Source organism: Paractinoplanes atraurantiacus (assembly GCF_900215205.1).
Lineage (GTDB): Bacteria > Actinomycetota > Actinomycetes > Mycobacteriales > Micromonosporaceae > Actinoplanes > Actinoplanes atraurantiacus.
The window spans coordinates 1-26,879 of the sequence record NZ_OBDY01000021.1; the positions used below are offsets into that span (position 1 = coordinate 1).

Annotated in this window: 33 protein-coding genes; 17 read left to right on the forward strand and 16 right to left on the reverse strand. The window is 70.5% G+C overall.

The genetic code is table 11. The annotated features are described in order from the left end of the window. The coding region (locus CRP55_RS34500; protein ID WP_179855455.1) for an FAD-dependent monooxygenase at nucleotides 1–520 on the reverse strand (520 nt) is incomplete at its 3' end. 578 nt (nucleotides 521–1,098) lie between these two features. Between CRP55_RS34500 and CRP55_RS34505 the strand changes: the two genes are divergently transcribed. Genes CRP55_RS34505 through CRP55_RS34515 form a run of 3 tightly spaced genes read left to right on the forward strand, consistent with a single transcriptional unit; the run spans nucleotide 1,099 to nucleotide 2,594 of the window. Further along, nucleotides 1,099–1,731 (forward strand): transposase, encoded by a 633-nt coding sequence (locus CRP55_RS34505; protein ID WP_179855456.1) that lies wholly within the window; start codon nucleotides 1,099–1,101, stop codon nucleotides 1,729–1,731. Further along, nucleotides 1,673–2,011, forward strand: coding sequence for a hypothetical protein (locus CRP55_RS56325; protein WP_369076909.1), 339 nt, complete (start codon nucleotides 1,673–1,675; stop codon nucleotides 2,009–2,011). Before CRP55_RS34505 ends, CRP55_RS56325 begins: the two co-directional genes overlap by 59 nt. Nucleotides 2,012–2,033: 22 nt before the next feature. Further along, complete coding sequence (locus CRP55_RS34515; protein WP_097326089.1) at nucleotides 2,034–2,594, forward strand: TetR family transcriptional regulator; 561 nt, start codon at nucleotides 2,034–2,036, stop codon at nucleotides 2,592–2,594. On the opposite strand, the gene CRP55_RS34520 is transcribed toward CRP55_RS34515, so the two are convergent. From CRP55_RS34520 to CRP55_RS34530, 3 genes are read right to left on the reverse strand one after another with little or no spacing between them, the layout of a single operon-like run. Beyond that, nucleotides 2,572–3,039, reverse strand: a complete 468-nt coding sequence (locus tag CRP55_RS34520) for an HIT family protein (protein ID WP_097326091.1) — start codon at nucleotides 3,037–3,039, stop codon at nucleotides 2,572–2,574. The two genes, CRP55_RS34515 and CRP55_RS34520, sit on opposite strands and share 23 nt — an antisense overlap. 56 nt (nucleotides 3,040–3,095) lie before the next feature. Beyond that, on the reverse strand, nucleotides 3,096–4,334 hold the full coding sequence (locus CRP55_RS34525) for a GGDEF domain-containing protein (RefSeq protein WP_097325809.1): 1,239 nt from the start codon (nucleotides 4,332–4,334) through the stop codon (nucleotides 3,096–3,098). A gap of 50 nt (nucleotides 4,335–4,384) precedes the next feature. After that, entirely contained in the window at nucleotides 4,385–5,272 is an 888-nt protein-coding gene (locus CRP55_RS34530; protein ID WP_097325811.1) for an ADP-ribosylglycohydrolase family protein, read from the reverse strand. Between the two features lie 97 nt (nucleotides 5,273–5,369). Here CRP55_RS34530 and CRP55_RS34535 point away from each other — a divergent pair, with 97 nt between their 5' ends. The 4 genes from CRP55_RS34535 to CRP55_RS53425 all read left to right on the forward strand — a co-directional run bounded on the left by CRP55_RS34535 (nucleotide 5,370) and on the right by CRP55_RS53425 (nucleotide 10,062). Beyond that, nucleotides 5,370–6,059: a response regulator transcription factor gene (locus tag CRP55_RS34535; RefSeq protein WP_097325813.1), complete on the forward strand. Its 690-nt coding sequence runs from the start codon at nucleotides 5,370–5,372 to the stop codon at nucleotides 6,057–6,059. Between the two features lie 104 nt (nucleotides 6,060–6,163). Continuing rightward, entirely contained in the window at nucleotides 6,164–7,453 is a 1,290-nt protein-coding gene (locus CRP55_RS34540; RefSeq protein WP_097325815.1) for a sensor histidine kinase, read from the forward strand. A gap of 204 nt (nucleotides 7,454–7,657) precedes the next feature. Next, nucleotides 7,658–9,889, forward strand: a complete 2,232-nt coding sequence (locus CRP55_RS34545) for an RICIN domain-containing protein (RefSeq protein WP_245923566.1) — start codon at nucleotides 7,658–7,660, stop codon at nucleotides 9,887–9,889. Nucleotides 9,890–9,903: 14 nt separating this feature from the next. Continuing rightward, entirely contained in the window at nucleotides 9,904–10,062 is a 159-nt protein-coding gene (locus tag CRP55_RS53425; RefSeq protein ID WP_179855454.1) for a hypothetical protein, read from the forward strand. Here CRP55_RS53425 and CRP55_RS34550 read toward each other — a convergent pair. Both CRP55_RS34550 and CRP55_RS34555 read right to left on the reverse strand, forming a co-directional pair. After that, the gene (locus CRP55_RS34550) at nucleotides 10,041–11,063 is read right to left on the reverse strand and encodes an adenosine deaminase (protein ID WP_097325817.1); all 1,023 of its coding nucleotides are present in this window, start codon (nucleotides 11,061–11,063) and stop codon (nucleotides 10,041–10,043) included. The two genes, CRP55_RS53425 and CRP55_RS34550, sit on opposite strands and share 22 nt — an antisense overlap. Nucleotides 11,064–11,075: 12 nt before the next feature. Then, entirely contained in the window at nucleotides 11,076–11,885 is an 810-nt protein-coding gene (locus CRP55_RS34555; protein WP_097325819.1) for a trans-aconitate 2-methyltransferase, read from the reverse strand. Between the two features lie 69 nt (nucleotides 11,886–11,954). Between CRP55_RS34555 and CRP55_RS34560 the strand changes: the two genes are divergently transcribed. Beyond that, nucleotides 11,955–12,932 (forward strand): aldo/keto reductase, encoded by a 978-nt coding sequence (locus tag CRP55_RS34560; protein ID WP_097325821.1) that lies wholly within the window; start codon nucleotides 11,955–11,957, stop codon nucleotides 12,930–12,932. Further along, a complete protein-coding gene (locus CRP55_RS34565; protein ID WP_097325823.1) occupies nucleotides 12,926–13,162 on the forward strand; it encodes a hypothetical protein in 237 nt (78 codons plus the stop codon). The genes CRP55_RS34560 and CRP55_RS34565 overlap by 7 nt, the downstream gene beginning before the upstream one ends. Before the next feature lie 114 nt (nucleotides 13,163–13,276). On the opposite strand, the gene CRP55_RS34570 is transcribed toward CRP55_RS34565, so the two are convergent. From CRP55_RS34570 to CRP55_RS34600, 7 genes are all read right to left on the reverse strand, one after another. After that, nucleotides 13,277–13,480: a cold-shock protein gene (locus CRP55_RS34570; RefSeq protein WP_011905669.1), complete on the reverse strand. Its 204-nt coding sequence runs from the start codon at nucleotides 13,478–13,480 to the stop codon at nucleotides 13,277–13,279. A 315-nt stretch (nucleotides 13,481–13,795) separates the two neighbouring features. Next, nucleotides 13,796–14,068: a DUF4235 domain-containing protein gene (locus CRP55_RS34575; protein ID WP_097325825.1), complete on the reverse strand. Its 273-nt coding sequence runs from the start codon at nucleotides 14,066–14,068 to the stop codon at nucleotides 13,796–13,798. Further along, nucleotides 14,065–14,385 (reverse strand): DUF3618 domain-containing protein, encoded by a 321-nt coding sequence (locus tag CRP55_RS34580; RefSeq protein ID WP_097325826.1) that lies wholly within the window; start codon nucleotides 14,383–14,385, stop codon nucleotides 14,065–14,067. Before CRP55_RS34580 ends, CRP55_RS34575 begins: the two co-directional genes overlap by 4 nt. Beyond that, nucleotides 14,382–14,819, reverse strand: a complete 438-nt coding sequence (locus CRP55_RS34585; protein WP_097325828.1) for a phage holin family protein — start codon at nucleotides 14,817–14,819, stop codon at nucleotides 14,382–14,384. The genes CRP55_RS34580 and CRP55_RS34585 overlap by 4 nt, the downstream gene beginning before the upstream one ends. A 79-nt stretch (nucleotides 14,820–14,898) precedes the next feature. Then, the gene (locus CRP55_RS34590) at nucleotides 14,899–16,068 is read right to left on the reverse strand and encodes a mechanosensitive ion channel family protein (protein ID WP_097325830.1); all 1,170 of its coding nucleotides are present in this window, start codon (nucleotides 16,066–16,068) and stop codon (nucleotides 14,899–14,901) included. Nucleotides 16,069–16,161: 93 nt separating this feature from the next. Further along, complete coding sequence (locus tag CRP55_RS34595; RefSeq protein WP_097325832.1) at nucleotides 16,162–16,986, reverse strand: DUF1206 domain-containing protein; 825 nt, start codon at nucleotides 16,984–16,986, stop codon at nucleotides 16,162–16,164. 39 nt (nucleotides 16,987–17,025) lie between these two features. Beyond that, nucleotides 17,026–17,352, reverse strand: coding sequence for a hypothetical protein (locus CRP55_RS34600; protein ID WP_097325834.1), 327 nt, complete (start codon nucleotides 17,350–17,352; stop codon nucleotides 17,026–17,028). A 42-nt stretch (nucleotides 17,353–17,394) separates the two neighbouring features. On the opposite strand from CRP55_RS34600, the gene CRP55_RS34605 reads away from it, so the two are divergent. The 3 genes from CRP55_RS34605 to CRP55_RS34615 are packed head-to-tail and all read left to right on the forward strand — an operon-like array spanning nucleotide 17,395 to nucleotide 19,741. Continuing rightward, entirely contained in the window at nucleotides 17,395–17,685 is a 291-nt protein-coding gene (locus CRP55_RS34605) for a GNAT family N-acetyltransferase (protein WP_097325836.1), read from the forward strand. Nucleotides 17,686–17,696: 11 nt separating this feature from the next. Then, nucleotides 17,697–18,479 carry an inositol monophosphatase family protein gene (locus CRP55_RS34610; RefSeq protein WP_097325838.1) on the forward strand — a complete coding sequence of 261 codons (783 nt, stop codon included), beginning with the start codon at nucleotides 17,697–17,699 and terminating at the stop codon, nucleotides 18,477–18,479. A 23-nt stretch (nucleotides 18,480–18,502) separates the two neighbouring features. Then, nucleotides 18,503–19,741: an alpha-hydroxy acid oxidase gene (locus CRP55_RS34615; RefSeq protein WP_097325839.1), complete on the forward strand. Its 1,239-nt coding sequence runs from the start codon at nucleotides 18,503–18,505 to the stop codon at nucleotides 19,739–19,741. Nucleotides 19,742–19,834: 93 nt separating this feature from the next. Here CRP55_RS34615 and CRP55_RS34620 read toward each other — a convergent pair whose 3' ends face one another. Next, a complete protein-coding gene (locus CRP55_RS34620; RefSeq protein ID WP_179855457.1) occupies nucleotides 19,835–20,272 on the reverse strand; it encodes a DUF4190 domain-containing protein in 438 nt (145 codons plus the stop codon). A gap of 134 nt (nucleotides 20,273–20,406) precedes the next feature. Here CRP55_RS34620 and CRP55_RS34625 point away from each other — a divergent pair, with 134 nt between their 5' ends. Further along, on the forward strand, nucleotides 20,407–21,414 hold the full coding sequence (locus tag CRP55_RS34625) for a LacI family DNA-binding transcriptional regulator (protein WP_097325842.1): 1,008 nt from the start codon (nucleotides 20,407–20,409) through the stop codon (nucleotides 21,412–21,414). A 47-nt stretch (nucleotides 21,415–21,461) separates the two neighbouring features. On the opposite strand, the gene CRP55_RS34630 is transcribed toward CRP55_RS34625, so the two are convergent. Together CRP55_RS34630 and CRP55_RS34635 are read right to left on the reverse strand one after the other, a co-directional pair. Beyond that, entirely contained in the window at nucleotides 21,462–22,208 is a 747-nt protein-coding gene (locus CRP55_RS34630) for a DUF2927 domain-containing protein (RefSeq protein ID WP_097325844.1), read from the reverse strand. A 66-nt stretch (nucleotides 22,209–22,274) separates the two neighbouring features. Then, nucleotides 22,275–22,865: a CBS domain-containing protein gene (locus CRP55_RS34635; RefSeq protein WP_097325846.1), complete on the reverse strand. Its 591-nt coding sequence runs from the start codon at nucleotides 22,863–22,865 to the stop codon at nucleotides 22,275–22,277. 129 nt (nucleotides 22,866–22,994) lie between these two features. On the opposite strand from CRP55_RS34635, the gene CRP55_RS34640 reads away from it, so the two are divergent. The 4 genes from CRP55_RS34640 (at nucleotide 22,995) to CRP55_RS34655 (ending at nucleotide 26,879) form a co-directional block, all read left to right on the forward strand. Next, entirely contained in the window at nucleotides 22,995–23,561 is a 567-nt protein-coding gene (locus tag CRP55_RS34640; protein WP_097325848.1) for a DoxX family membrane protein, read from the forward strand. Nucleotides 23,562–23,684: 123 nt separating this feature from the next. After that, nucleotides 23,685–25,013: an ABC transporter substrate-binding protein gene (locus CRP55_RS34645; RefSeq protein ID WP_245923567.1), complete on the forward strand. Its 1,329-nt coding sequence runs from the start codon at nucleotides 23,685–23,687 to the stop codon at nucleotides 25,011–25,013. Continuing rightward, nucleotides 25,013–25,951 carry a carbohydrate ABC transporter permease gene (locus tag CRP55_RS34650; RefSeq protein WP_097325850.1) on the forward strand — a complete coding sequence of 313 codons (939 nt, stop codon included), beginning with the start codon at nucleotides 25,013–25,015 and terminating at the stop codon, nucleotides 25,949–25,951. The genes CRP55_RS34645 and CRP55_RS34650 overlap by 1 nt, the downstream gene beginning before the upstream one ends. 64 nt (nucleotides 25,952–26,015) lie before the next feature. Next, entirely contained in the window at nucleotides 26,016–26,879 is an 864-nt protein-coding gene (locus tag CRP55_RS34655) for a carbohydrate ABC transporter permease (protein WP_218854772.1), read from the forward strand.

Genomic DNA, 26,879 nt, shown 5'->3' on the forward strand with positions numbered 1-26,879 from the left:
CACCGAGACGGGTCAGCGGCACCTCACCGAGCACCTGCCGCCGAGTCGCCGAGTGCAACCCGTCGGCGCCGACGACCAGCTCGTAGCGCCCTCGCCGCCCACTGGCGAAGGTGACGTCGACACCGTCCGGCCCGTCGTCGAGCGAGGCGATGGCGTCGCCGAAGCGATACTCGGCCTCCCCCGCGGTCGCGTCGTGCAGGATCCGCCCCAGATCCCCGCGCATGATCTCCACGTCGTCTCCACGCCGCCCCATGATCAGGTCGGCCGGCAGCGCCGCGATCGTCTTACCCCGCTTGCTGACGTACGTGATCTGCCGCATCCCGGTGTCGGCCTTCTTGGCCGCCTCGAGCAGCCCCATCCGCCCGAGCACGGTGCTGGCCGCCCCGCGCACGTCGACCTTGTAGCCGCCGGCCCGCAGCGAAGGGGCCTTCTCCACGATCTCGACCCGACGCCCTTGCCGGGTCAACCAGTGAGCCAATGCCGGGCCGGCCACGCCGGCGCCCGAGATGAGGATCGTCATGCGTCGTACTATACAAACGTCTTATACGTTTGTATAGATAGATGCAAGGAAGGCTCTTCGCGCCTGAAGCCGATTGCACTCGGCCCTAGTCGCTGATACATATGACGCATGCCTAGATGTCGCCAGACGGGTGCAGCTCCGGTCGTGCACCGCACAGCGCGGATCGGTCTGCGGTTGACACGCGGGCAGCAGCAACGCTGTTTCGGGCTCATGCACTCGGCTGGTGATGTGTGGGCGTGCGTTCTGGAGGTCAACGACTGGCGGCGTCGCCGCGGCGACGTCCCGGTAGCGAGCCTTCGAGAGTTGTACGGGTTGCTCGCCGAATCGGGCCCGGGAACATTCGGCGAGCTGGACAGCGCAGGCGCCCGGTCGGTACTGCGCCGGTACTCCGCCGCAAAGCCGGCAAGATGGAGGTGCGCTTTCCGCGCCGTCGGCGCGCACTGATGCCGGTCCGGTGGTATCACGGCACCTTCAAGCTCGATGGACGAACACTGCGACTGCCCGTCGCGCGAGGCCGCCCGCCGCTGTTGGTGCGCTTGAGCCGGCCGCTGCCGTATCCCTCAGCCACGGTGCGGTCCGTGACGCTGCTTTATGCCGACGGCCGCCTCCACGTCGATGTCACCGCGGAGCTGCCCGTCGCCACCTACCCGGCCGACCGGAAGCTTGACCCAAACCGGGTGGCCGGCGTCGATCCAGGAGTCATCCACCCCTTCGCAGTCGTCAGCGGCGAAGGTTTGGGGTTACTGGTATCCGAACGCGCAATACGGGCCGCACATCGCATGCACCTGTCCGACGCGAAGGCGCGCCAGCGGGCCACCGCCGCCCGCGCCCCCAAGAAAGGGCAGCAGGGATCGCGGCGGTGGCGTAAGGCTCGCCGGCGAGCCCGGCTGGTCATGGGACGGCATCAGCGTCGAGTCCGGCAAGCGCAACACGAGGCAGCCAAAACAGTTATCGGCTGGGCGGTCGAGCACCGTATCGGCACTCTGACCATCGGCGATCCTCGCGGCGTGCTCAACGTGCCCGCCGGGCGGCGGCATAACTTGCGGCTGCGGCAGTGGCAGCTCGACCGAGCCCTGCGAATGCTGCAGGAGAAAGCCGCTGGTCGACGAGCGCGGTACCTCGTCGACATGCCCGGCTTGCCGAAAGAAGATCATCAAACCGCGAGGCAGGACTATGTTCTGTCCGCACTGTGCGTTCGCCGGGCATCGTGACCTCGCCGCGGCGTTCACCATCGCTACACGCACCCCGGGTAGCGCATTCACCATCTCACCCGATGCCATCGCTGGGATGGTCACGCACCGTCGAGCCGGACGGCACCTTCCCGGTGTCCGCCTGGCACGGCGTGACCCCCGCCGCCGGCTTACGGCGGCGGCCGGAGGGTCTGTTGGCCGGCGGAGGCCCGCCCGATCGATGTCGATGGGGAGTCGCTCGCTCACAGGCGTGGGCGAGGATTCACAAAGCTCACTGGCGCACTCCAGCAGAGGCTTGTGAACACCGCACTAGGATGCGCGACATGGGGCACCGGGAAGACCTGCTGGTAGGAGCGAAGCGAGCGCTGTACGAGAAGGGGTACGCCCGGACCACGGCGCGCGACATCGTGGCGCTCTCCGGCACCAACCTGGGGTCGATCGGCTACCACTACGGCTCGACCGAGGCGCTGATGACGGCGGCCATGCTCGCGGCCATGCAGGAGTGGGGCGAGGCCCTGGGCAAGGCGCTGTCCTCCGGCGACGGCACACCGGCCGGCTTCTGGCGGCGGATCATCGAGTCGATCGAGGCCGACCGGCCGCTCTGGCTGGCCAGCGTCGAGGTGATGATCCAGGCCGAGCACAACGCGTCACTGCGCGAGCAGCTCGCGGCCGGGCTCGACGCCGGGCGGCGGGGCATGGCCGCGATCGCGCTGGGCGTGCCCGAGGATCAGATCGACGACGCGACCGCCCGCGGCGTCGGCTCGGTGCAGATGGCCCTGATGTCGGGCATCGTCACCCAGTGGCTGACCGACCCGGCCAGCGCCCCCAGCGCCGAGCAGATCGTCGCCGGGGTGCGTGCCCTTACGACGACGGCCAGGCCTTGATCAGTAGCTGACGGGTCTCGCCCAGGAGCTGGGGCAGGACCTTCGTCCGGCCGATCACCGGCATGAAGTTCGCGTCGCCGCCCCAGCGGGGCACGATGTGCTGGTGCAGGTGGGCGGCGATCCCGGCGCCGGCGATCGAGCCCTGGTTCATGCCGATGTTGAAGCCGTGCGGGCTGCTCACCGAGCGCAGCACCCGCATGCCCGTGCGGGTCATCGCCGCCAGCTCGGCCGTCTCCTGCTCGGTCAGGTCGGTGTAGTCGGCGACGTGCCGGAACGGGACGATCATGAGGTGGCCCGGGTTGTACGGGTACAGGTTGAGGATCGCGTAGACGGTCTCGCCGCGCGCCACCACCAGGCTGTCGGCCTCGGGCAGGCCCGGGGCCAGGCAGAACGGGCACCCGTCGGGGCGGTCCTCGCCGGTGACGTAGGCCAGCCGGTGCGGCATCCAGAGCCGCTCCAGGCCGTCCGGCTCCCCCGTCTCGGCGTACGCAGCGTCGTCCGTCACACGGGCAGCTTAGGCCGCCGCCGGTCCAAGGTCGCGACGGCCGGGAGCACGACCGGCGAGGGCTCGTACGACGGGGCGCCGTGCAGCTCGTACGATCCGCCGCCGCGCCGCTTGGCCGTGTACATCGCCGTGTCGGCCATGCGCAGCAGCTCGTCCGGGTCTTTGATGCCGGCGTGCGACAGCGCGATGCCGACGCTGGCCGGGGTGCTGAGCTGCCGGCGCCCGACCGGGACGGCCTCGTTCAGCGCGGCCACGACCCGATCCGCGATCACCATGGCGTCGCGGGCCGAGCGCAGGTCCTCGGCGATGATCACGAACTCGTCGCCGCCGAGACGGCCGACCACGTCCTCGGTGCGCACGCAGCCGCGCAGCCGGTCGGCCACCACCTTGAGCAGGTCGTCGCCCGCCGCGTGGCCGTGCACGTCGTTCACCTGCTTGAAGCCGTTGAGGTCGAGCAGCAGGGCGCCGACCGGGCGGCCGCTGCGGCGCGAGCGGGACAGGGCGACGGTGAGCCGCTCGCGCAGCAGCGCGCGGTTGGCCAGCCCGGTGAGCGGGTCGTGCAGGGCGCGCTCGGTCAGCTCGGCGGTCAGGGCCACGCTGGCCAGCGCCAGCGACACCTGGGTGCGCAGCGCCTGGAGCGCCTGGAACACCTCGGACGGCAGCTCGCCGTCGGCGCTGACACTGAGGACGCCGAGAAACCGGTCTCCGTTGCGCAAGGGCATCAGGGTGTACGGGCGGGCGTGCGCCTCGCCGGCGTCGGCGTACTGCTCGGACATGTCGGCCACCTCGACCACCTCGCCGGCCGTGAGCCGGGCCAGCAGCTCGGGCGGCGCGCTGGCCACCGGCACCTGGCGGCCGACCACGGCGGCGGTGCCGGCGCCGGCCGAGTCGGCGACGGCGAACCCGCCGTCCGTCGTCTCGAGGACCGAGACGCGGGCGCCGGGGCACTCGGCCAGCAGCTCGCCGGCGGCGGTGACCGCGAGCCGGTGCACCTCGGCCGGCACGGTGGCGGTGATCAGCGCGGTGCCGAGCTCGCTGAGCACGTGCTCGCGGGCGACCGCCCGGCGCAGCGCGCGCAGGCCTTCGTTCCGGTTGGCCAGCAGGCGCGAGAGCAGCACCAGCATCACCAGGATGGCCGCGGCTTCGGCGCCGCCGCGGGTGGTCGGCTCCATCAGCCACCACGCCGCCGCGACGATCAGGCCCGAACCGGCCAGCACGTTCTCGCTCTTGGTCACGGCGGTGCAGATCGGCCCCGGCCGAAGTCACATGATCGAACCCGCGGTAGCTATTCGGTGGCGGCGGCCAGCCAGGCCGGCAAGGGCTCGCGGGCCGACAGCCAGGCCGGTGGGATGCCGTCCAGGCCGGTGTACGCGGCCACAATGCCCCCGGCGATGGCGCAGGTCGTGTCCACGTCGCCGCCCGCGGCCACGCACGCGCCGATCGCCGCCGGGTAGTCGTCGAGGAACCGGTCGGCCACCCACACCGCGAACGGCACGGTGTCGCGGGCCATGGCCCGGGCGCCGTTGCCCAGCTCGTACGCCGCCTCGCCGGGGTCGGTGATGCGGGCCGCGGCCACCAGGCCATCCCGCACGAGCCCTTCGGGGGTGTGCGCCGCGACCGCGCGCAGCAGCGGCGGCCGCTGCCCGTCGAGCCGCCCCGCCGCCGCCACGGCCGCCGCGACCGTGACCGCGACCCCGCCCGCGATGCCCTCGGCGTGCGCATGTGTCACCTCGGCCGCCCGTGCGCCCTGCGCAGCCGCGTGGGTGAGCGAGTCGGCGTGCCAGGCGCCGAGCGGCGCGGCCCGCATGGCGGCGCCGTTGCCGGCCGAGCCCTGCCCGTCGAAGGCGGCGGCCGCGGCGATCGGCCAGGGCAGACCCTCCCGGATCTCGCGCAGCATGACCACCGCGCCCGGCCCGTAGCCGCGGTAGGGGTCGTGGTGACGGCCGAGCAGGTCGGCGAAGCCGTCGCGGTCGAAGTCGCCCTCGGTGAGCACGGCGACCAGGCAGCAGGCTTCCTCGGTGTCGTCGGTCCACTCCCAGGGGGCGGGCGGCGGATCACTCAGATCGACCTTGGCCACGAAGTGTTGCGCTCCGAGCGCGTCGCCCACGCTCAGGCCGGCCAGGCTCTCGAGCGCCAGCGCCAGCCGCGTACCGGGAAATAGTGTGAATGACATCGGCAGTACGGATACTAATTATGTCACTGCGAGTAATCGACCGGTGTCCCTGGATGACCGGTTAGGCCCAACTTGCCGAGGGCAGTACCTTCTTCGCATGGCCACGGTGTTGCTCGTCGAGGACGATCACGTCGTGCGCGGCGCCATGCTCCGTTCGCTCGCCGATCGGGGCCACGCCGTGCACGCCGTCGGCACGGCGCTCGACGCGCTGCGCCGGGTCGCCGCCGAGACGCCCGACCTCGTCGTGCTCGATCTCGGGCTGCCCGATCTGGACGGCTCCGACGCGCTGCGCATGCTGCGGGGCATCACCGACGTCCCGATCATCATCGCCACCGCGCGCGACGACGAGCAGACGGTCGTGCGCCTGCTGCGCGCCGGCGCCGACGACTACATGGTCAAGCCGTTCACCGGCGCCCACCTCGACGCCCGCATCGCGACCGTGCTGCGGCGCGTCGGCCGGGCCAGCCGCACGGCCCAGCCGGCCGTGCACGAGGTGGGCGAGCTGCGGGTGGATGTCGGCGAGCGCAGTGCCACCCTGGCCGATCAGCCGCTGGCGCTGACCCGCAAGGAGTTCGACCTGCTGGCGTACCTCGCCGCCCGCCCGGGCCGCGTTGTCTCGCGCCGTGAGCTGTTGGAGGAGGTATGGCGACAGCCATCGGTCGGCGAGGACCAGACGATCGACGTGCACCTTTACTGGCTACGCCGGAAACTGGGCGAGTCCGCGGCGAAACCTCGCTACCTGCGCACCGTGCGGGGGGTCGGATTCCGGTTGGTGGCGCCGGACTGAGGGCCCGGCTGGCCTACACGACGGCCGCCACCACCGCCGTCGCCGCGCTGGTCTTCCTCGTCCCGCTCGGCTGGGAGCTGCGCAACGACCACCGCGACCAGGCCATGGCCGCCGCCGAGCGGCGCAGCGCCACCGTGGCCGGTGCCATCGCCTCCGGCGCGCCGGCCAAGGGCGTGACCGCCACCGTCGTCGCGGCCGGCGGCCAGACCACGGTTCATCCGCCCGGTCAGACCGCGGGCGGCCGGGCGCCGGGTGATGACGTGCGGCGCGCCGCGAGCGGCGGCGGCACGATCACCGTGGACGTCGACGGCGGAGTGTCCCGTCTGCAACCGGTGACGGTCGGTAGCCGTACGTCAGTGGTCGAGGTCTTCGTCCCTGACGCCGAGCTCCAGGAGGGCACCGCGCGGGACTGGTGGCTGCTGTTCGGTATCGCGCTGGTCCTGGTCGCGGGCGCGGTGATCGTGGTCGACCGGCTGGCCCGGGGCGCGGTGAGCTCGGCCCGCAACCTCGTGCACGCGGCGCTCGCGGTCGGCGGCGGCGATCTCGGCGTGCGGATCACGCCGTCGGGGCCGCGCGAGCTGGCCGAGGCCGGCTACGCGTTCAACCGGATGGCCGACCGCCTGGTGAGCTCGCGCACGAACGAGCGGGAGATGGTGGCCGACCTGTCGCACCGGCTGCGCACGCCGCTGACCGCGCTGCGGCTGGACGCCGAGGCGCTCGACCCCGACGACACCCAGATCATCGACCTGTCGGCCGACGAGGTCGACCGGCGGCGCGGCATCCGCCGCATCCGGCAGGCCATCGTCACCCTCGAGGGCGAGGTCAACCAGCTGATCAACACGACACGGCAGGCGGTCGCGGCCCAGGTGGCCTCGGCGCCCGAGTCCGGCGTCTGCGACGTCAGCGAGGTGGTACGCGAACGGATGACGTTCTGGTCGGCCCTGGCCGACGACCAGAACCGCACCTACCGGGTGGTGGGCGCGCAGATGCGCATCCCGGTGCCGGTGGCCCGGACCGAGCTGGCGGCCGCCCTCGACGCGATTCTGGGTAATGTGTTCCGCTACACCCCTCAGGGCACGGCGTTCGAGGTGGGCATCTCCCGGCGGGACGGCTGGGTGGCTGTCCGGGTCGACGACGCCGGGCCTGGAATCCCCGATCCGGAGAGTGCGATGCGACGCGGGCAGAGCAACCAGGGTTCGACCGGCCTCGGGCTCGACATCGCCCGCCGCGCGGCCCAGGCCGCCGGCGGATCGGTCGACCTCGACCGGGCCGCGATGGGCGGCGCCAGCGTCGTCATGCTGCTCGCCGACGCCGAGGCGACACCCAAGCAGGTGAACCGTTTCGGCCTGGTCGGGCGCCTCGCCCGCGAGCGCGGCGGCAAGCCGTCTCGCTGACGGGTGAACGGGACCGAATCGTTGCTTAGATCTGTATTAAAGGGGTTCCCTCTGCGCTCCCGGGCTGGCAACCTTCCCTCCGATCCCATCCGGTCTCCCGGCGCGCTCCGTCCCCACGAGACGAGCCGCGGAGGCCCCCGCGCGGTGAGAGGTGGTCGCCCCATCACCACCTCCCACCGCGCACCCGTCAGGCAAGGAGCTGAGTTGTCCACCCACCGCCGGCCGGTCCCCAAGGGTCACCGCCGAGCGGCCCGCTCGCGGAGCCACCGGCTGCTGCCCATCGCCCTCGGCCTCGCGCTGCTGGGTGTCGGCGGCGTGGTCGGCCCCAGCGTGGTGGACAACGTGGCCGGCACGGCGCCCACCCGCGACCTGGCGCTGACCTCGATGCCGCGTGACGTGCCCGACCAGGGCCTGGTCTACGACGGGCTGCGGCCGGCCAAGGCGGGCACCGTCTGCGCCGGGTCCTACCAGGTCGACGACCAGACCTGCACGCACGGGCCCGACTCGGCCCCGGCCGGTCTCAAGGTGCGCAGCGACGTCAGCCCGGTCACCGACAAAGCCCCCGAGCCGGTGCCGCCGGGGCGCGAGCCGGCCGATTTCGTGCCGGCCGACGCCGAGATCGCCCGCGACGAGGGCGGCAGCGCGCTGACCGCCGACGCGCCGGCCCTGATCCCCGACGCCGCGCCCGGCGACGCCGACTTCATCATCGGCGCGCACGACGTGGCCTGCGAGGGCGACGGCCGCAGCGGCAAGCGGGTCCAGGTCATCTACCTGCACGAGTTCGGCACGCCCAGCCGCTACACCGAGTTCCTCGGCTCGATCCGCACGTGGTCGGCCGGTGTCGACCAGATCTTCGACGAGAGCGCGGGCGAGACCGGCGGCTCGCGGCACGTCCGCTTCGTGACCACCCCGCAGTGCCGGGTCGACGTCACCGAGGTGCAGCTGCCCACCGGCGGGCTCGAGTCGTTCGCCGGCAGCATCGCCGCGCTGCGCACCCTCGGCTACAACCGCACCGACCGCAAATATCTGCTGTTCGCCGACGCGAACGTCTACTGCGGCATCGCCACCTACGTCGCCGACCGGCGCCCGGGTCTGAGCAACCGCAACAACGGCGGCCCCTCCTACGGCCGGGTCGACGCCGGTTGCTGGAGCTCGGCCATGGCCGCGCAGGAGCTGACCCGCTCGCTCGGCGCGATGCAGGCCGGCTCACCCAACTCCAGCGGCCTGGGCAACTGCCTCGACGACTACGACCTGCTCTGCGGCCCCGACCGCTCCGGCAAGCAGGTGCGCACCGTCTGCCCCAAGAAACACGAGACGCGCCTCGACTGCGGCCACGACGACTACTTCAGCACCGACCCCAGGCCGGGCAGCTACCTGGCCAAGAACTGGAACGTCGCGCAGAGCGAGTTCCTGCTGCGCAGCGACGGCGGCGACGACATCCCGGACGCGCCCGGCGCCCCCGAGCCGGCCGAGACGGCCGCCCCGGAGGCCACCGCGACCACGGCGCCGCCCTCGCCCGAGCCCAGCGCGAGCACGACGCCGGCGCCCACCGGGACGCCCAGTGCCGGCCCCGGCCCGGCCGACGGCGGTGGCGACGCCCCGCCGTCGTCGCCGTCGCAGTCCCCGAGCGAGAGCCCGGCCGTTCCGGACGAGGAGACCACCGGGGAACCGGAGATCGAGCCGGCGGCCCTGCTGGTCACGCCGACCGTCACGCCGAGTTCGGTCCCGACGACGAAGGTCCCGGCCCGCAGCGGCGTTCAGGAGGGCAGCGCGGTCCAGGCCGTGGTCGAGGTCCGCGACGCGACGAGCAGCTCGGTCCGGCTGACGTGGAGCGCCGCCTCCGAGACCGCCACCTACGAGGTCTGGGTGGACAACCAGCCGATCGCCACCACCAAGGCGACCCGGGCCCGCCTGATCGGCCTCGCGCCGGCCTCGAAATACCAGGTCACGGTCAAATCCACCGGGCGGTACGCGGCCCGGGCCACCGCCGAGACGGCGCCCGCCGCCCGCCCGGCCCAGAGCTCGTGGTTCACCCTGACCAACGCGCTCACCGGCGGCGCCGCCGACCTCTACGCGGCCCGGGCGGCCCTGGACACCCCGATCACCCTCAGCGGCACCGACGACGACGCCCAGCAGCAGTGGCAGCTGGTGCCGGCCGACGGCGGCAGCTACTCCCTGGTGTCGCGGGCCACCGGCAAGTGCGCGGGCCCGCTCGGCGGCGACGTGGTCGCCGGCGCCCCGCTCGTCCAGGTCGACTGCGCCGCGGGCGGCGCCGCCTGGACCCTGCAGGCCTCGCCGTACGGATTCACCCTGCGTACCACCGAGGGCGACCTGGTCGCCGGGGTGGGCGGCCAGCGTTTCGGCGCCCACCGCGTGCTCGTGCTCCAGAAAGGCAACGGCCAGCGTCACCAGAGTTGGACGGCGGTACCCGACTAGACCGGGAGGTATCCATGCCCAGCACGTTGAGCAAGCCCCTGGCAGAGCCCGAGGAGGGCCCGGCCAGGTTCAACAAGCGCCGCCTGATCCGCGTGATCGCGATCCTGACCATCGGGATCGTGGTCGTGCTGGCGGTGTGGCAGGAGCCCCTTTACGCGTTGCGCTCCGTGTAATCGTCGATCTCGGCGAGCAGGGTCTTCTTCCGCTCCGGCGCGAGGAAGCTCTGCTCGGCGCCGGCCCGGGCCAGCCCGGCCACGCCGCGGGCGTCCAGGCCGAGCAGCCGCGCGGCCGCCGCGTACTCCTGATCCAGCGTGGTGCCGAACATCGGCGGGTCGTCGGAGTTGATGCTCACCGGCACGCCCGCGCCGACCAGCGTGGCCAGCGGGTGCTCGTCGAGCGACGGCACGGCCCGGGTCCGCAGGTTGGAGGTCGGCGAGATCTCCAGCGGGATGCCGTTCTCGGCCAGGTGCGCCATCAGCGCCGGGTCCTGCGCGGCCGAGATGCCGTGCCCGATGCGCTCGGCGCCGAGCTCGCGCAGCGCGTCCCAGATCGTCTCCGGGCCGGTGGTCTCGCCGGCGTGCGGCACGCTGTGCAGCCCGGCCGCGCGGGCCTTGTCGAAGAACGGCTTGAACTGCGGCCGGGGCACGCCGATCTCGGGGCCGCCCAGCCCGAAACTGATCAGGCCGTCGGGCTGCTCCTCGAGCGCGATCCGCAGCGTCTCCTCGGCCGCGGGCAGACCGGCCTCGCCGGGAATGTCGAAGCACCAGCGCAGCTCGACGCCGAACTCCTTCGCGGCGGCCCGCCGGGCGTCCTCGATCGCCGCGCAGAAGGCCGGGGCGGCGATGCCGCGCCGCACGCTGGAGTACGGGGTGATGGTCAGCTCCGCGTACCGGACCTGCTGGCGGGCGAGCTCGCGGGCCACCTCGTAGGTCAGCGTCCGCACGTCCTCGTCGTCGCGGATGAGGTCGACGACGCTGAGGTAGACCTCGATGAAGTGGGCGAAGTCGCGGAAGGCGAAGTAGTCGGCCAGCGCGGCCGGGTCGGCCGGCACCGGCGTGCTGCCCTCGTGGCGCGCGGCCAGCTCGGCGACGATCCGCGGCGACGCCGAGCCGACGTGGTGGACGTGCAGCTCGGCCTTGGGCAGGCCGGCGATGAACGAGGTCAGCTCGGTCATACGGTCCCTTTCCTAACGAGCGGTCCGGGCCACCACGAAGACGCGGCGGAACGGGAACGCTACATGTCCGCCGGCCGCCGGGTAGGCGCCGGCCAGTTCCCGCGCCAGGTCGGCACGGAACGACTGCCAAGCATTCTCGTCCAGCGCGGCCTTGACGGGACGCAATGCCGTGCCCTCCATCCACCGCAGCACCGGGTGCTCGTCTTCGTTGACAGGCAGCAGGTGTACGTAAGTCGTCTCCCACGCGTCGACATCGGCCCCAGCGGCCACCAGCAGCCCCGCGTAGTCGACCGGGTCGTCGACGGGCGCCTCGCGCAGCACGTCGCCCAGCCCGTAGCGGCGGCCGACCTCGCGCAGCAGCCGGTGCGAGGGCGCCTGGAAGTTGCCCGGCACCTGCATGGCCAGCCACGCGCCGGCCGGCAGCTCCCCCGCCCACCGGGCCAGCAGATCCTGATGCCCCGGCACCCACTGCAGCGTCGCGTTGGTGACCAGCACGTCCACGTCCTCGGCGGGCCGGTAGTCACGGACGTCACCGATCTCGAACCTCGCCGGCCGAGCATGCGCCCGCGCCTCGCCGCTCGCCTCGGGTGACGGGGTGACGCCGGCCTGTGCCCGCGCCTTCTCGATCATCTCGGGTGAGGAGTCGATGCCGGTCAGGCGGGCCGACGGCCACCTCTCGGCCAGCGAGAGCGTCAGCTCGCCGGGGCCGCAGCCGAGATCCACGACCGCTCGCGGCGAGGAGGCGCCGACGCGGGTGACCAGGTCGAAGAAGGGGCGCGAGCGCTCGGCGCCGTACCGCGAGTAGACGGCCGGATCCCACATGATCGTTCCTCCCAAACCGTACGTACGTTTTGCAAGCAAACTATCAGGAGAACGGTAGGGTGCGAACCTGTGGAGAATCGAAGTTTTCGCAGGATGGGACGGACGGTCGGGGTCATCGGCCTGGGCGCCTGGCAGCTCGGGGCCGACTGGGGTGAGGTGAGCGAGTCCGACGCGCACGCGACCCTGCAGGCCGCGGTGGACTCCGGCGTCACCTTCATCGATACGGCCGACGTCTACGGCGACGGCCGCAGCGAGCAGATCATCGGCTCGTTCATCAAGGACAAGCCGCAGCTCACCGTCGCGACCAAGATGGGACGCCGCGTCGCCCAGGAGCCCGGCAACTACACGCTCGACAACTTCCGGGCCTGGACCGACCGGTCCCGGGCCAACCTGGGCGTCGACACCCTCGACCTGGTCCAGCTGCACTGCCCGCCGACGCCGGTCTTCTCGACCGACGCCGTCTACGACGCCCTCGACACGCTCGTCCAGGAGAAGCGGATCAAGGCGTACGGGGTGAGCGTCGAGAAGGTCGACGAGGCCCTGGCCGCCATCGCCCGCCCGGGCACGGCCAGCGTGCAGATCATCCTCAACGCGTTCCGGCTCAAGCCGCTCGAGCGGGTGCTGCCGGCCGCGGCCGAGGCCGGAGTGGGCATCATCGCCCGGGTGCCGCTGGCCAGTGGCCTGCTCTCCGGCAAGTACGACGAGAGCACCACCTTCGCGGCCAACGACCACCGCAACTACAACCGGCACGGCGAGTCGTTCGACGTCGGCGAGACCTTCTCCGGCGTGGACTTCGCGACCGGCCTCGAGGCGGTGTCGCGGCTGCGGCCGTTCGTGCCCGAGGGCGCCACCATGGCGCAGTTCGCGTTGCGCTGGATCATCGACCAGCCGGCCGTCACGGTCGTCATTCCGGGCGCCCGCAACCAGTCGCAGGCGCACGCCAATGCCGCCGCCGCCGAGCTCGCCCCGTTGTCCGCGGAGACGCACGAGGCGGTCACCGCCGTCTATGACGAGCTGATTCGTCCGCAGGTGCACGACAGATGGTGAACGAAGCGGCAACGACCCCAAAAAAGCTCAAAGGCTGGCTTCTCATGTCTTTAGGGGTGTTGGGGCTGGTCGTCGGTGCTCTGTGGACACTGCAGGGCCTGGACATCATCACCGACAGCCGGATGAGCGGTGTCGCCATCTGGTCGATCGTCGGCCCCGTCATCGCCGTCGCGGGACTGATTTCGATCATTCTGGGTGAGCGCGCGCGGGCTCGTTCCAAGCGCCTCTAAAAGCTCTGGGAAAGAGCGAATCCCCCGCATCCGAGGCCGGATGCGGGGGATTCATCGATTTAGAACGCCGACCTCCGCCAGGCGATCGGCAGCCGGCCTAGGGCCGGCAGGGTCTCAGAGCGGGCGAACCTGCTCCGCCTGCGGGCCCTTCTGGCCCTGGGCGATCTCGAACTCGACCCGCTGGTTCTCCTCCAGCGTGCGGTAACCGCTCGTCTGGATGGCCGAGAAGTGGACGAACACGTCAGCACCCCCGCCGTCAACGGTGATGAAGCCGAAGCCCTTGTCTGCGTTGAACCACTTCACGGTTCCTTGCGCCATGCTGAACTCTCCTTCTGAAAATGCCGGCCCCGTGATACCCCGGGCCGATGACCGTTTTCGAGCAGCGGCGCCGTGAGGCGGCCTTTCAGAGGACGTCCCATCCGTCAAGATCATTGATCCCGGCTGGATCACTGACGCATGGCGGAAGCAGCGAACCACTTACGCAAAAACTGGGCACACTGTACCTGAAAAGAGCCTCGTAAAGCTCCCCCCAAGCCAATACGAAAAAGGTCAGCGGATTCGTCTGACCTAACCAAGAAAGGGCCCCCCACTTCGCTCTCGCGATGTGGGAGGCCGTCGCCTCTTAACCCGACTTCAGTCAGGCCATTGACCAGTCAGTTTCCGAACACCGGCGGCGCCGCCCCGATCGACGGCCGCCTTCACGAGTGCGAAGATCGCACCCTGCAACGCGGCCGCCGCGAGAATCTCGCCCCATCCACGGTCCTCATCGGTGGCGTTCGGTGCGTCGTCGTCTCCGGAGGCCACCTTCCAGACCTCTTTGAAGACGAAGCCGGCGACCGCGCCCGCCCCGATGCCCAGCAGAATCCCGACCGGCTTGTAGGCGAGCTTGGAAACCTTGCCGCTCACCGGCGCCTCCCTCGAACGATCAGAATGACACCCACGATCGCGACCACACCGGCCACGACCAACTGCAGCGGTACGGGACTCGTGCGCACCGCCTCCTCGCCAGTCTGGTTGACCTTGTCGGCGGTCGAGCGCACTTTGTCGAGGACGCGCTGCTTCGTCTGCTCGACCTGGTCCTTGGCCCGCGCCTTGACGTCGGCCTTGGCGGCCAGCGCCTGCACGGTCTCACCGAGCTCGGCCCGGGTCTGCTTGATCTCGGCCCGGAGCTCCTCCACCGTCGGTTTCGGCACCGGGGTCTGGCTCTTGTCGTCCACGCTCATGCCTTGTTCCGCTCCTTGGCGACCGCCAGCTTGACCTGATCGACGTCGGCCTTGACGCTCTCGATCGCGGCGCTCGGCTCCGGCGGCACCGCCTTGGACACCTGCTTCTTGCCGATCAGCGCCAACACGCCGGCGATCACGAAGAGCGCGACCGTGACGATCAGGGCCGCCAGCCACAGATCGAGGAACAGGCTGAACACGATGATCAGCGTCGCGATGAGGGCACCCACGCCGTACAGGGCGAAGACGCCGCCCCCGGCGAACAGGCCGATCCCGATGCCGGCGTGCTTGCCCTTCTCCGCGAGTTCCGCCTTGGCCAGCGCTATCTCGTCCCGGACCAGCCTGCTGACCTGGTCGCTCGCGCGCTGCACCAACTCGGCGGTGGACTGATCGGCGAGCGGTTTGGCCTCACTGCCGTTCAGAACATCGGCCATGGTGACCTCCTTCCGTGTCTCGGTGTATGCCCTGATCACCGGAGAGTCAATCCTGTTGCTGGAAACCCGGCAGAAGTGATCAACGCTGGACGGTTGCCGCAACCGGCTCCTCCGGGCCGCCGAAGGCGATACCCCGGCTGTCACCGTCGTCCCCACCGGAGAAGACCCGCGAGTCCGGCGAGTCGGGATCGGGCTTGGGGACCGGGCGTACGGGCCCGGCCGGGCCGGGCTGGCTCAGGTCGGCCCGCACCCGCGGCATCGAGTCGCGCTGGTGCCGCCAGATGAAGTTCACCAGCCGCTCGCGGACCAGGCAGCGCAGATCCCACAGCGCGCCGGCGTCGTTCGCGCTCACCAGCGCCCGCAGGCGCACCATCCCGCCGACCGCGTCGGTCACCTGGAGCACACAGACCCGGCCGTCCCACAGCTCCGAGCCCTCGCATGTGGTGCGCAGCTCCGAGCGCAGCGGCTCGATGTCGGTGGCCCAGTCCACGTCGACCTCCGCCGTGCCGAGCACCGCGGAACCCGTACGCGTCCAATTCTGAAAGGGTTTGGTCGTGAAGTAGGAGGTGGGCAGGATGAGCCGCCGGTCGTCCCAGATCTGCACCGCCACATAGGTGAGGGTGAGCTCCTCGATGCGGCCCCACTCCCCCTCGACCACCACCACGTCGTCGACCCGCACGGCGTCGCTGAAGGCCAGCTGCAGCCCGGCGAAGACGTTGCCGAGCGTGCTCTGCGCGGCCAGGGCCGCGACCACGCTGACGATGCCGGCCGAGGCCAGCACGCTGGCGCCGAGGGCCCGGATGTTCGGGAAGGTCATCAGCGCCACGCCTAGCGCGATGATCACGATGGCGGCCACGGTGACCCGGCGCAGGATCACCACCTGCGTCTTGAAGCGGCGGCGCCTGAGGTTGTCCGGCACGTCGAGACGCCAGCGGTTGAGCGCGGCGTCCTCCAGCACCAGCAGCAGCGCGGCCACCAGCCAGGCGAACGAGGCGATGAACAGGATGACCAGGGTGTGCAGCACGCCCGCCCGCGCCGGGAACTCGCCGGCGCCGGCCCGGATGGCCTGCTGCACGGCGAAGACCGTGGCCGAGGCCAGGAACGGGCGGTGGGCCGTGCGGGCCAGGTCGGCCGCGACGGCCGACCGGTGACCGGCCTTGGTGACCAGCCGGTGCAGGATCTCCACCACCACTATGGCGAGGCCGGCCGACCCGAGAACGATCAGCGCGGCCTTGAGTACGTCAGGCACATTCCTCTCCTGTCGCAGAAAGCGGGGAACGGCGACCTACCTTGCCCAGGTCGCCGGTCCCCGCAACTGTCTCGCAGCGGAAGAGGGAATTGCTCACACTTTGCGGTACTTGGCCTGCGCGATGCAGTAGACGCCGAAAGCGGCGATCCCGACCGCGATCAGGGCCAGCAGCCAGACGCCCCACGAGTTGCCGGCCAGCGTCTTGAGCGCGGCGTCGAGGCCGCGGGCCTTCTCCGGGTCGTAGGTGACGGCGGCGACGACGAACAGGACACCGGCGATCGCGTAGGCGACGCCCTTGGCCGCGTACCCGGCCATGCCCAGGCGGATGATCGGCTGGCGCGTGCCGTGCGTCATCTCCTGGGTGTTGAGGTGCTTGACGAACTTGCGCTTCAGGCCGTAGATCGCCATGCCGACGCCGACACCGAGGACCACGAGACCGGCCAGCCCGATCAGCCATCGGCCGCCGGTGCTGTCCATCAAGGTGGACGACTTGCTCTGCGAGTTGTCGCCCATCGAGGCGTTCGAGCCCTGGAGGATCTTGACCGCGAGGAAGGCGAGGTAGCCGTACAGGACGGCGCGGACGCCGGAGAGGACGCGCTCGGCGATGGCCGTGCGGTTCTGCTCGCCGCTCTCGCCGATGATCGCCTCGAACGCCTGCCAGATCGCCATCGCGGCCATGCCGATCGCGATGACGACCAGGAGCGTCTTGCCGAGGCCGTTGCCGGCCAGCGTCTGCAGGGCGCCCGACTGGTCGCTCTCCTGGGAGGAGCCCTGGAAGGCCACCTGGAGAGCGATCCAGGCGAAGATGAGGTGGATGATGCCGTAGCCGATGAAGCCGCCCCGGGCCAGATACTCCAGCGGCTTACTGTCGGCGGCCCGAGAGGCTGCGTACTTGGCGTCAGAGGCGGTGCTTGTCATGCTTCCGAATGTCACCAGAACGCAAGATCTCCAAACCGATCAGGCCTTTGACACCTGAAGTCCGATTGTCTCGGCGGTGACGCTGTCGAGCTGCACCTGCAGGCCGGCGACCTCGACGGCCTGCTGGCCCTTGGTCAGACTGATCTGCTCGCCGGCCACCTCGAGGGTGACCGTGTTGGCGTCGGCGCTGATGAATTTCGCCTCGACACCGAGGAAGCTCGCGCTGGCGCTCGTCTCCCGCTGGATCGTCACGGTGCACTGGTCGAGTCCGCAGTCGACGTTGTCGCTGCTGCAACCGGTGAGCAACGCGAGGCCGAGGGCGGCTGAGGTGAGTGCGGCGGCGATTCGCCGGGTGGGTTTCAACACCCTTGCAAGGGTACGGGGCCCCCGCGACCCTACATTTGGGCAATGAGCGACATCGCTGTACGGGACAACCCCTCCCACCGCCGCTTCGAGCTCACGGTCGACGGCGAGTGGGGCGGCAAGGCCGACTACCGGATGCGCGACGGCGTGGCGATCATCGTGCACAGCGAGATCGACCCGGCTCTGCGCGGTCGCGGCCTCGGCAATGAGCTGGCCGCCCGTACCCTCGACGAATTCCGCGCCCGCGGCGTGCAGGTCGTACCCTCCTGCCCGTTCTTCGCCCAGTTCGTCGCCGAGCACCCCGAGTACGAGGACCTGGTCGCCGACTACCGCTAGTCTGGCCCCCGATGAACCGGGATCTTGCCGCGGCGCGTGACCTCGCCGCCACCGTCGCCGTCCAGGCCGGCCGCTTGCAGCTCGAGCGGCACGACACCCTGCGGGTCGGCGCGCCCAAGGCGCACGCCAACGACGTCGTCTCCGACGTCGACATCGCCAGCGAGCGCCTCATCGTCGACGCGATCACCGCGGCCTGGCCGGACGACGCGGTGCAGGCCGAGGAGGGCCACGGCCGGCCCGGCACGAGCGGCTGGATGTGGGTGGTCGACCCGCTCGACGGCACCCGCAACTACATCAGCCGCACCGGCCCGTGGTCGGTCTGCGTGGCCCTCTACGAGGGTGATCAGCCCCGGGTCGCGGTCGTGCACGAGCCGGTCGCGGACGAGACGTTCAGCGCGGTCGACGGCGGCGGCGCGTTCCTCAACGGTGTTTCGTTGCAGGTGACCGGAGGCCCGTCGCTCGACAAGGCGCTGGTCGGCATCAGCTTCCAGCCCAACCCGGCCACCAAGGACCGCGCCGGCAAGGTCATCCGCGATCTGCTGCCGGTCTCCGGCGACATCCGCCGCCTGCCGGCCGCCCTCAACCTGGCCTATCAGGCCGCCGGGCGCCTCGACGGCGGCCTGTGCCTCGACACGAACCTGTGGGACATCGCGGCCGGCGCCCTGATCGCCCGCGAGGCCGGCGTCATCCTGGGCGGCCACGGCGACGACTTCACCCCCGAGCTGACCATCGGCGCCGCTGTCGACCTGTGGCCCGAGCTGTCCGCACTGGTCCGGGCGGTACTAGTCTCATAGGTCCCGCGCCTGAGGAGACACCGGTGGTACAACGTCAGTTCCCCAAACCCGCCGAGATCTTCGAGCTCATGCAGTTCAAGAAGCCGCGGCTCGGGCGCGCCGGGCGCCTCGAGGCCGCGCTGACGATCGAAGACCTCCGCCTGATCGCCAAGCGCCGCACCCCGCGCGCCGCCTTCGACTACACCGACGGCGCCGCCGAGGGTGAGCTGTCCCTGGCCCGGGCCCGCCAGGCGTTCAAAGACATCGAGTTCCACCCGAACGTCCTGCGCGACGTGGCGAACGTCGACACCTCGACCACGGTCTTCGGCGGCCCGTCGGCCCTGCCGTTCGGCATCGCCCCCACCGGTTTCACCCGCCTCATGCAGACCGAGGGCGAGACGGCCGGCGCGTCCGCGGCCGGCGCCGCGGGCATCCCCTTCACCCTCTCCACGCTCGGCACCACGAGCATCGAGACGGTCAAGGAGGCCAACCCGACCGGCCGCAACTGGTTCCAGCTCTACGTCATGAACAAGCGCGAGATCTCGTACGCCTTGACCGAGCGCGCCGCCAAGGCGGGCTTCGACACCCTGTTCTTCACGGTCGACACCCCCGTGGCCGGCGCCCGCCTGCGCGACAAGCGCAACGGCTTCTCCATCCCGCCCCAGCTGGGCGTGAAGACGATCGCCAACGCGATCCCCCGCCCCTGGTGGTGGTACGACTTCCTGACCACGCCGAAACTCGAGTTCGCCTCCCTGTCGGCCACGGGAGGAACGGTCGGCGAGCTGCTGGACGCGGCGATGGACCCGACGATCAGCTACGAGGACCTGCGCGTCATCCGCGAGATGTGGCCGCACAAGCTGGCGGTCAAGGGCGTGCAGACGGTCGAGGACGCCCGCAAGCTGGCCGACTTCGGCGTCGACGGCATCGTCCTGTCCAACCACGGCGGCCGCCAGCTCGACCGCGCCCCCATCCCGTTCCACCTGCTCCCGTCGGTGGTCCGCGAGGTCGGCAACGACGTCGAGGTCAGCGTCGACACCGGCATCATGAACGGCGCCGACATCGTGGCCGCCATCGCCCTGGGCGCCAAGTTCACCTTCATCGGCCGCGCCTATCTCTACGGCCTGATGGCCGGCGGCCGGGCCGGCGTCGACCGCACCATCCAGATCCTCACCGACCAGATCATCCGCACGATGAAACTGCTGGGCGCCCACTCGTTGGAGGAGCTGAACGCCGCCCACGTCACCCAGCTGACCCGCCTGGTGCCGCGCGCTCTCCCCCACTGAGACGCCCCGGCCACGGCACCGCCTGGCCGCGCCGCCCGCCGGACACGTCACCCAGCTGACCTGTCCGGCCCGGCCCCGCTTTTCCGCCCTGCTTCACGCGGCGCCGGCGACGCCCAGCGCACCGGCGAGGAAGACCCAGAAGAAGATGAGGGCGGCGGGGGCCAGGCAGACATAGCCGAGCACCAGCCCGGCGATGGCCATCCCCCGCCCTTCCTTGCGGACCCGCTTCATCTCGTGGAGCGCGGCGTGCCCGAGCACCACGGCGAGGACGCACGGAACCGCGAAGGTACACCATCCACCGAGGATCCCCACGATGCCCAGGACCATCGAGGCCACGGCGTAGCCCGAGGTGGGCGCCGGATTACCGATCACGACCACCGGCCCCATCGCCGGGTAAACGACCTGTGGTTGATAGGTGCCCGTGATCCCTGGCGTTCCGGGAGGCGGGTAGGGGCTGATCGGGGCGGCGTCGGGCGGGACGGGCGGGTGGCCGTCGCCCTGGTAGGGCGGCGGTGAGGGATCGTACGACATGGGTCTCCGTTTGTTGATCTTTGTAGCCGCCTCATTCCAGCCGACCTCGCGCACCGGCGCAGTCGTCCATTCGTCCAAGATCATCTTTGGTGGACCTGGTGTTTCATCGGTGTGGATCAATTAACATCGGTGAAATGGGCCGCCCGACGATTTACGACGTGGCTCGCGAGGCCGGGGTGGCGCCGTCCACGGTGTCCCGCGCCTACGCGCGGCCCGGGCGCGTCAACGCCGACACCGCCGAGCGGGTGTTCGAGGCGGCGGACCGGCTCGGCTACCGGGTGCGCCCGGCCAAGCGCAGCAGCGCCGTCGAGGAGGCGCCGCGGAAGGCGATCGCGCTGGTCATCGCCGACGTCACCAACCCGTTCTACGGCGACATCATCAAGGGGGCCTACGAGGCCGCCCGCGACGCCGGATATCAACTGATCCTGTCGCACACCAACGAATCGCCGCGGGTCGAGCGCCAGACCATCGAGCAGGAACTCGAGCAGGTGGACGGCGTGGTGATCGCCAGCTCCCGGATGACCGACTCGGCCCTGCGCATGGTGGCCCGACGCAAGCCGGTGGTGCTCCTCAACCGCATCATTCCCGAGGCCAACTGCGTCCTCAACGACGCCGAGCGCGGCATCAAACGAGCGGTGGAACATCTGGCCGAGCTGGGCCACGAGCGGATCACGTACGTGGCCGGCCCCGAGACCAGCTGGTCCGACGGCGTCCGCTGGCGCGCCCTGCGACAGGCCGCGGCCGAGCTGCATCTGGACGCCCGGCGCGTGGGCCCGTACGGCCCGACGGTCCTGGCGGGTCTGAGCGCGGCCCTGCGCGTGGCCGAGCTGGAGGCGACGGCGGTCCAGGCCTACAACGACCAGCTGGCCATCGGCGTCCTCAAGGGCCTGCGCCAGCTCGGCATCGGCGTCCCCGAGCAGGTCAGCGTCGTCGGCTTCGACAACATCATCTTCGACGAGCTGGTCGAGCCCCAACTGACGACGATCGCCTCCCCGCTGTACCGCATGGGCTTCACCGGCATGAGCAACTGCATAGCCATAACCCAGGGCGCCCGCCCCAGCGGCCAGCCCTTGGTCCTGCCCGTCCGCCTCGTCGTCCGCCGCTCCACCGCCCGGGCCCGCACAGCCCGCCGGAGGCGCTGACCTCACCCCTTCACCAGGACCGCGAAGAAGTCGGCCATCGTGGAGGGTCAGCCGACCGTGACGTTGGCGGTGATGGTCTTCCGGTTGTCGCCGGGGTGGATGGCGCCGTCGTACATCAGGCGGATCACTGCCTTGTCCAACGCCGAGTACTGGGACGGGGCGCTCGAGTACTCGCTGTAGAAGATGCTGCTCGGGTGCTTGTCCGACTCCTCGGTCAGGCCCATGGACTCGGTCAGCTCGCCCCGGATCAGGCGGCAGCGCTCGGCCGCGGTGGTCTCGTCGGCGCGGATCAGGATGGTGGCCTTGTCGATCTGGTGGTCCTGGTCCCAGTCGGTGCTGAAGTAGGCGATGTCGTCGGCCGCGTAGCCGTAGCCGGAGTCCAGGGAGCGGAACTTGCTGAGCGGCGCGACGTAGATCTCGATGTCGCCGGGGCCGTCGGCCAGGCGCAGGTCGGTGGTCTTCGTCAAGGCGTTGAAGTCGGTGATCGTCTTGGTCAGGCAGGTCGTGGCGGCGCTGGTGAAGCCGTGCGGGCGGACGGTGACCACCTCGTCGGTCCACTTGTTGACGACCGAGTCGGCCTTCGCTTCCAAGCCGACGGTGAAGAAGTAGTCGAGGGCGGCCTTGCTGACCTTCGGCTTGACCGGTTTCGGGGACGGCGCCGGCTTGGTGGTCGGGGGCGCAGGCGAAACGGTCGGCGACTGGGCCGGCGCGGCCGTGCTGCCGTGGGCGGGCGCGTGGCAGGCCGTCAGCGAGCCGAGGGCGGCGATCAGGAGCAGCGGCAGGGTGGGGCGCATGGTGACTCTTCTCGGTACCGGGGCCAGGGGCGGCGCCGAGATCGTACGCGTGCGGTGATCAACGTGTCAGCCCTCGAGGTGCACCGCGACGACGCCCGCGACCGTGCGGGTCAGCGCGGTCACGACGGCCCGCTCGGTGTCGTCGCCGAAGGGGCCGGTGACGGTGGCGGCACCGGCCTTCACGGTCGCGGTCCAGCGCGGGGCGTACTCGTCGAGGCGGTGCTGGACCTCGGCGGCCAGGGCCTCGTCCGTACGGACCATCGCCCGCAGGATGTCCCGGCGGCTCACGATGCCCACCACCGCGCCGTCGTCGAGGACGGGGATGCTGCGGACGTCACCGGCCAGCATGGCCTCGGCGATGTCGGCCAGGTCGGCGCCGGGCCACGTGGTGATCGGGGCCGGGGTCATGGCCTCGGCGACGGAGGCCGGACGGTCGAGGGCGGGCGACGGCGGGGCCAGCATGTGCGCTGTCCGGTCGACCGGCACGCGGTGGCGCAGCAGGTCGCCCTCGCTGACCATGCCGACCAGGTCGCCGGCCTCGGTGACGACCGGGAGGGCGGTCACGCCGTGCGAGGTGAGCAGGGCTACCGCTTCCTCGACGGGCGCGGCCGGCGCGACGGTGAGAACGGGGCTGGTCATCACGTCCTTGGCTCTCATGAGTCCATCTTGGCGCATCGGGCGGCGCGCGGCCCGGGACCAAAGTCCCGGGCCGGTCGGGAGATTCGGCCCGGGTGAAATCACAGGCCAGGGAGGAGTCTCAGTGGTGCAAGCGATTGAGGAGGAACGATGAACGCCACCGCTGAGAGCCGCGTCAACCACCTCGAGACCGTCGAGGCGCCGGGCGCCATGCTCACCAAGACCGCCGCCCGTGCCCTCGCCGTCCTGCGCATCTCGACCGGCCTGGTCTTCCTGTGGGCCTTCCTGGACAAGACCTTCGGGTTCGGATTCGCCACCCCGGCCGAGCGGGCCTGGGTCAACGGTGGCTCGCCGGCCAAGGGCTTCCTGTCGAACGTCGAAGTCGGGCCGCTGCAGGGCTTCTTCCGCGACATCGCGGGGGCAACCTGGGCCGACTGGGCGTTCATGCTCGGGCTGCTCGGCATCGGGCTCGCGCTGGTCCTCGGCATCGGCATGCGGATCGCCGCCGGCGCCACGATCGTCATGATGGCCCTCATGTGGGCGGCGGAGTGGCCTCTGGCCCGCAACGCCGGATCGAGCAACCCGCTCGTCGACTACCACGTGATCTACGCGATCGGCACGGTCGTCCTGGCCCTGACCTACGCGGGGCACACCTGGGGTTTCGGCCGCTGGTGGGCGCAGCTTCCCCTGGTCCAGAAGAACCGCTGGCTCATCTGACCGACGGGACGCTCGACTGAGCAACAACTGGCAACTCTTTGCCGCCGCCGCACGCTCGACGAAACCATCGCGTAACAGTGATGCGGGTCACCACCCCGCACCGGCAGCGCGGAGGAGATCGAGATGGGAAAGATGCGTGCGGCGACGGCGCTGGCCGGTGCGACGGTTCTGGCCGTCGCGCTGACGGCCTGTGGCGGCGGTGACGACAGCGGCGGCGGGGACGGCAAGACGCTCAACGTCCTGATCGGCGCCAACACCCAGTATCCGGACGAGTTCCAGGCCTGGCAGAAGGACATCAGCGCCAAGTTCAAGGCGCAGACCGGCGCCGAGGTGAAGTTCGAGACGTTCGCCAGCGCCAACGACGAGCTCACGAAGATACAGACCTCGGTGGTCGCCGGTTCCGGGCCCGACGTGTACGCGGTGGGCACCACCTTCACGCCGACCGCCTACTCGACCGGCGCCTTCGTCAAGCTGGGCGACGACGAGTGGAAGAAGATCGGCGGCAAGGAGAAGTTCAACCCGGCCACGCTGGGCATCTCGGGGCCGGACGAGCAGAACCAGGTCGGGATCCCGTGGGTCAGCCGGCCGTTCGTGATGGCGTACAACACCGAGATCTTGAAAGCCGCCGGCATCGACAAGCCCGCCACGACGTGGGACGAGCTGGGACAACAGGCCAAACAGATGACCAAGGGCGATCAGTACGGCCTGGCCATCGCCTACAAGGACAACTTCGACCCGTGGAAGTTCGTCTGGGGCATGTCGGCCCAGGCCGGCAACCCGCTGGTCGACGGCAAGACGGCCCGCCTGGCGGACCCGACCGTGCAGAAGGCGTACGAGACCTACTTCGGCTGGCTGGCCCAGGACAAGGTGGTCGACCCGGCCGCCGTCGGCTGGACCAACCCGCAGGCCGTGGCCGCGTTCGCCAAGGGCAAGACCGGCTATTTCGCGCTGACCACGACGACCGCCGCCAACTCGCTCAACCAGGGCGCGGTCAAGGGCAAGTGGAAGTTCGCCCTGCTGCCGACCGTGCCGCCCGGCGCCACCAGCCGCCCGGCCAACGGCGTCGAGGCCGCCAGCATCCTCTCCGGCGACAACCTGCTCGTCGCCGACTACTCCAAGAACAAGGACCTCGCTTTCGAGTACGTCAAGCTCGTCACCGACCAGGAGGTGCAGCTCGACTACTACAAGAAGTTCGGCAACCTGCCGGCCAACGCGGCCGCCCTGCAGACGCTGTCGAGCGACGAGACGCTCGGCCCGGTCACCGAGGCCGCGAAGAAGTCGGTGGCCACGCCGTTCACCGGCGCCTGGAGTGACATCCAGCTGGCGCTGACCAACGTGGCCGTGCAGTCGCTGCCCGACCTGGCCAAGGGCTCGATCAGCCCGGCTCAGATCGAGTCGCGGGTGGCCGAGGCGCAGAAGTCCGCACAGTCCGCGCTCGACCGGGCCAAGTGATGACCACCCTGGTCCGGCCGGAGCAGAAGGCTCCGCCACCTCACAAGCGCAAGGGCGTGACGCAACAGCAGCGCCCGCTGTGGCTGCTCACCCCCGGCGGGATCCTCCTGATCCTGATTGTGCTGATCCCACTGGCCCTGGCCGTCTACCTGTCGCTGCTCGACCTCGACCAGTACACGCTGCGCCGGTGGATCGAGGCGCCGTTCATCGGGCTCGACAACTACGTCGAGTCGTTCGACTCGGGCCTGCTGCACTCGATCTGGATCAGCGTCTCGTTCTCGGTGCTGTCGACCGCGGTGACCGTGCCCATCGGCATCGCGGCGGCGCTGGTCACCCAGAACGCCTACCGGGGGCGCGGTCTGGTCCGGGCCGCCTTCCTGATCCCGTACGTCCTCCCCTCCTTCGTCGTCGCCTCGGTCTGGCGGACGATGCTGCAACCGGACGGCGTGGTGAACGCGTGGTTGTCCAAAGTGGGCGTGGACGGCGGTTTGTGGCTGAGCGGCCCGAAGTCGTACTGGACGCTGGTGTTGGTGGAGATCTGGGCGGCGTGGCCGTTCATCTATCTGATGGCGCTGGCGGCGCTGCAGTCGGTCGACCACGAGGTGCACGAGGCGTCGGCGGTGGACGGGGTGACCTGGTGGCCGAAGCTGCGCCGGGTGATCCTGCCCTACCTGCGCGGGCCGGTCCTGCTGGCCTGCCTGCTGGCCACGCTCAACCACATCAACAACTTCACGCTGCCGTTCGTGCTGTTCGGGGCGCCCGCGCCGGACGACGTGAACGTGATGCCGATGCTGGTCTACGTCACCAGCTTCCAGAGCCTGCGGTTCGGGCTCAGCGCGGCCATGGCGGTGGTGTCGCTGATCATCATCGCGATCCCGTTGTACGTCTACCTGCGGGCCGTCCGTCTCGACGTACATGAAGAAGGGGGCCGGCGATGACCGACTGCACCGAAGTCAGCGAAGCGTCCGTAGGACCAGGAGGGCACGCCAAGGAGGTACAGCGGTGAGTGCCTCAGCGGAAGCCACCCGGTTGCTGCCGCGGCCGATGCTCGCGACCCTGACCGTGCTGCTGTGCGCGATGGTGCTGATCCCCGTGTCGTACATCGTGCTGGCCTCGCTCAACTCCGACGTCGGCGTGGCCTCGGGCGAGTTCTGGCCGAGCTCGTGGAGTCTGGAGAGCTACACCAAGATCTGGACCACGGCCGACCTGTCGACCGGCATCGTCAACAGCCTGATCGTCTGTTCCTGTACGGCGGTGGCCTCGGCCCTGCTCGGCACCACGACGGCGTACGTGCTGGTGCGGTACAGCTTCCTCGGGCGGCTCACGATCCTGCGCGGCCTGGTCGGCCTGCAGAGCATCCCGGGCACGCTGATGCTGCTGCCGGTCTTCGTGCTGTTCTCCTCGGCCGGCAACTATCTGGGGCTGACCGTGATCGGCACGAGGTGGGGGCTGTTCGTGGCCTACCTGACCTTCGCGCTGCCGTTCTCGACCTGGGTGATGGTCACCTATCTGCGCGGGCTGCCCCGCGAACTGGAGGAGGCGGCCCGCACGGACGGCGCGTCCACGGTGGTCATCCTGTGGCGGATCATCTTCCCGCTCAGCCTGCCGGCGATCGTGGTGGCGGGGATCTTCGCCTTCCTGCTCGGCTGGAACGACGTGCTGTTCGCCTCGGTGCTGACCCGGCCCGAGACGCACACGGCGGCGGTCGCCCTGTCGATCTTCGGCTCGGCCCAGGAGGGCGGCGCGCTGCCGGTCTACTCGCAGATGATGGCGGCGGCGCTGATCTGCGCGCTGCCGGTGGTGCTGCTCTACCTGGCGTTCCAGCGCTATCTGGTCGGCGGCCTGACCGCGGGGAGCGTCAAGTGA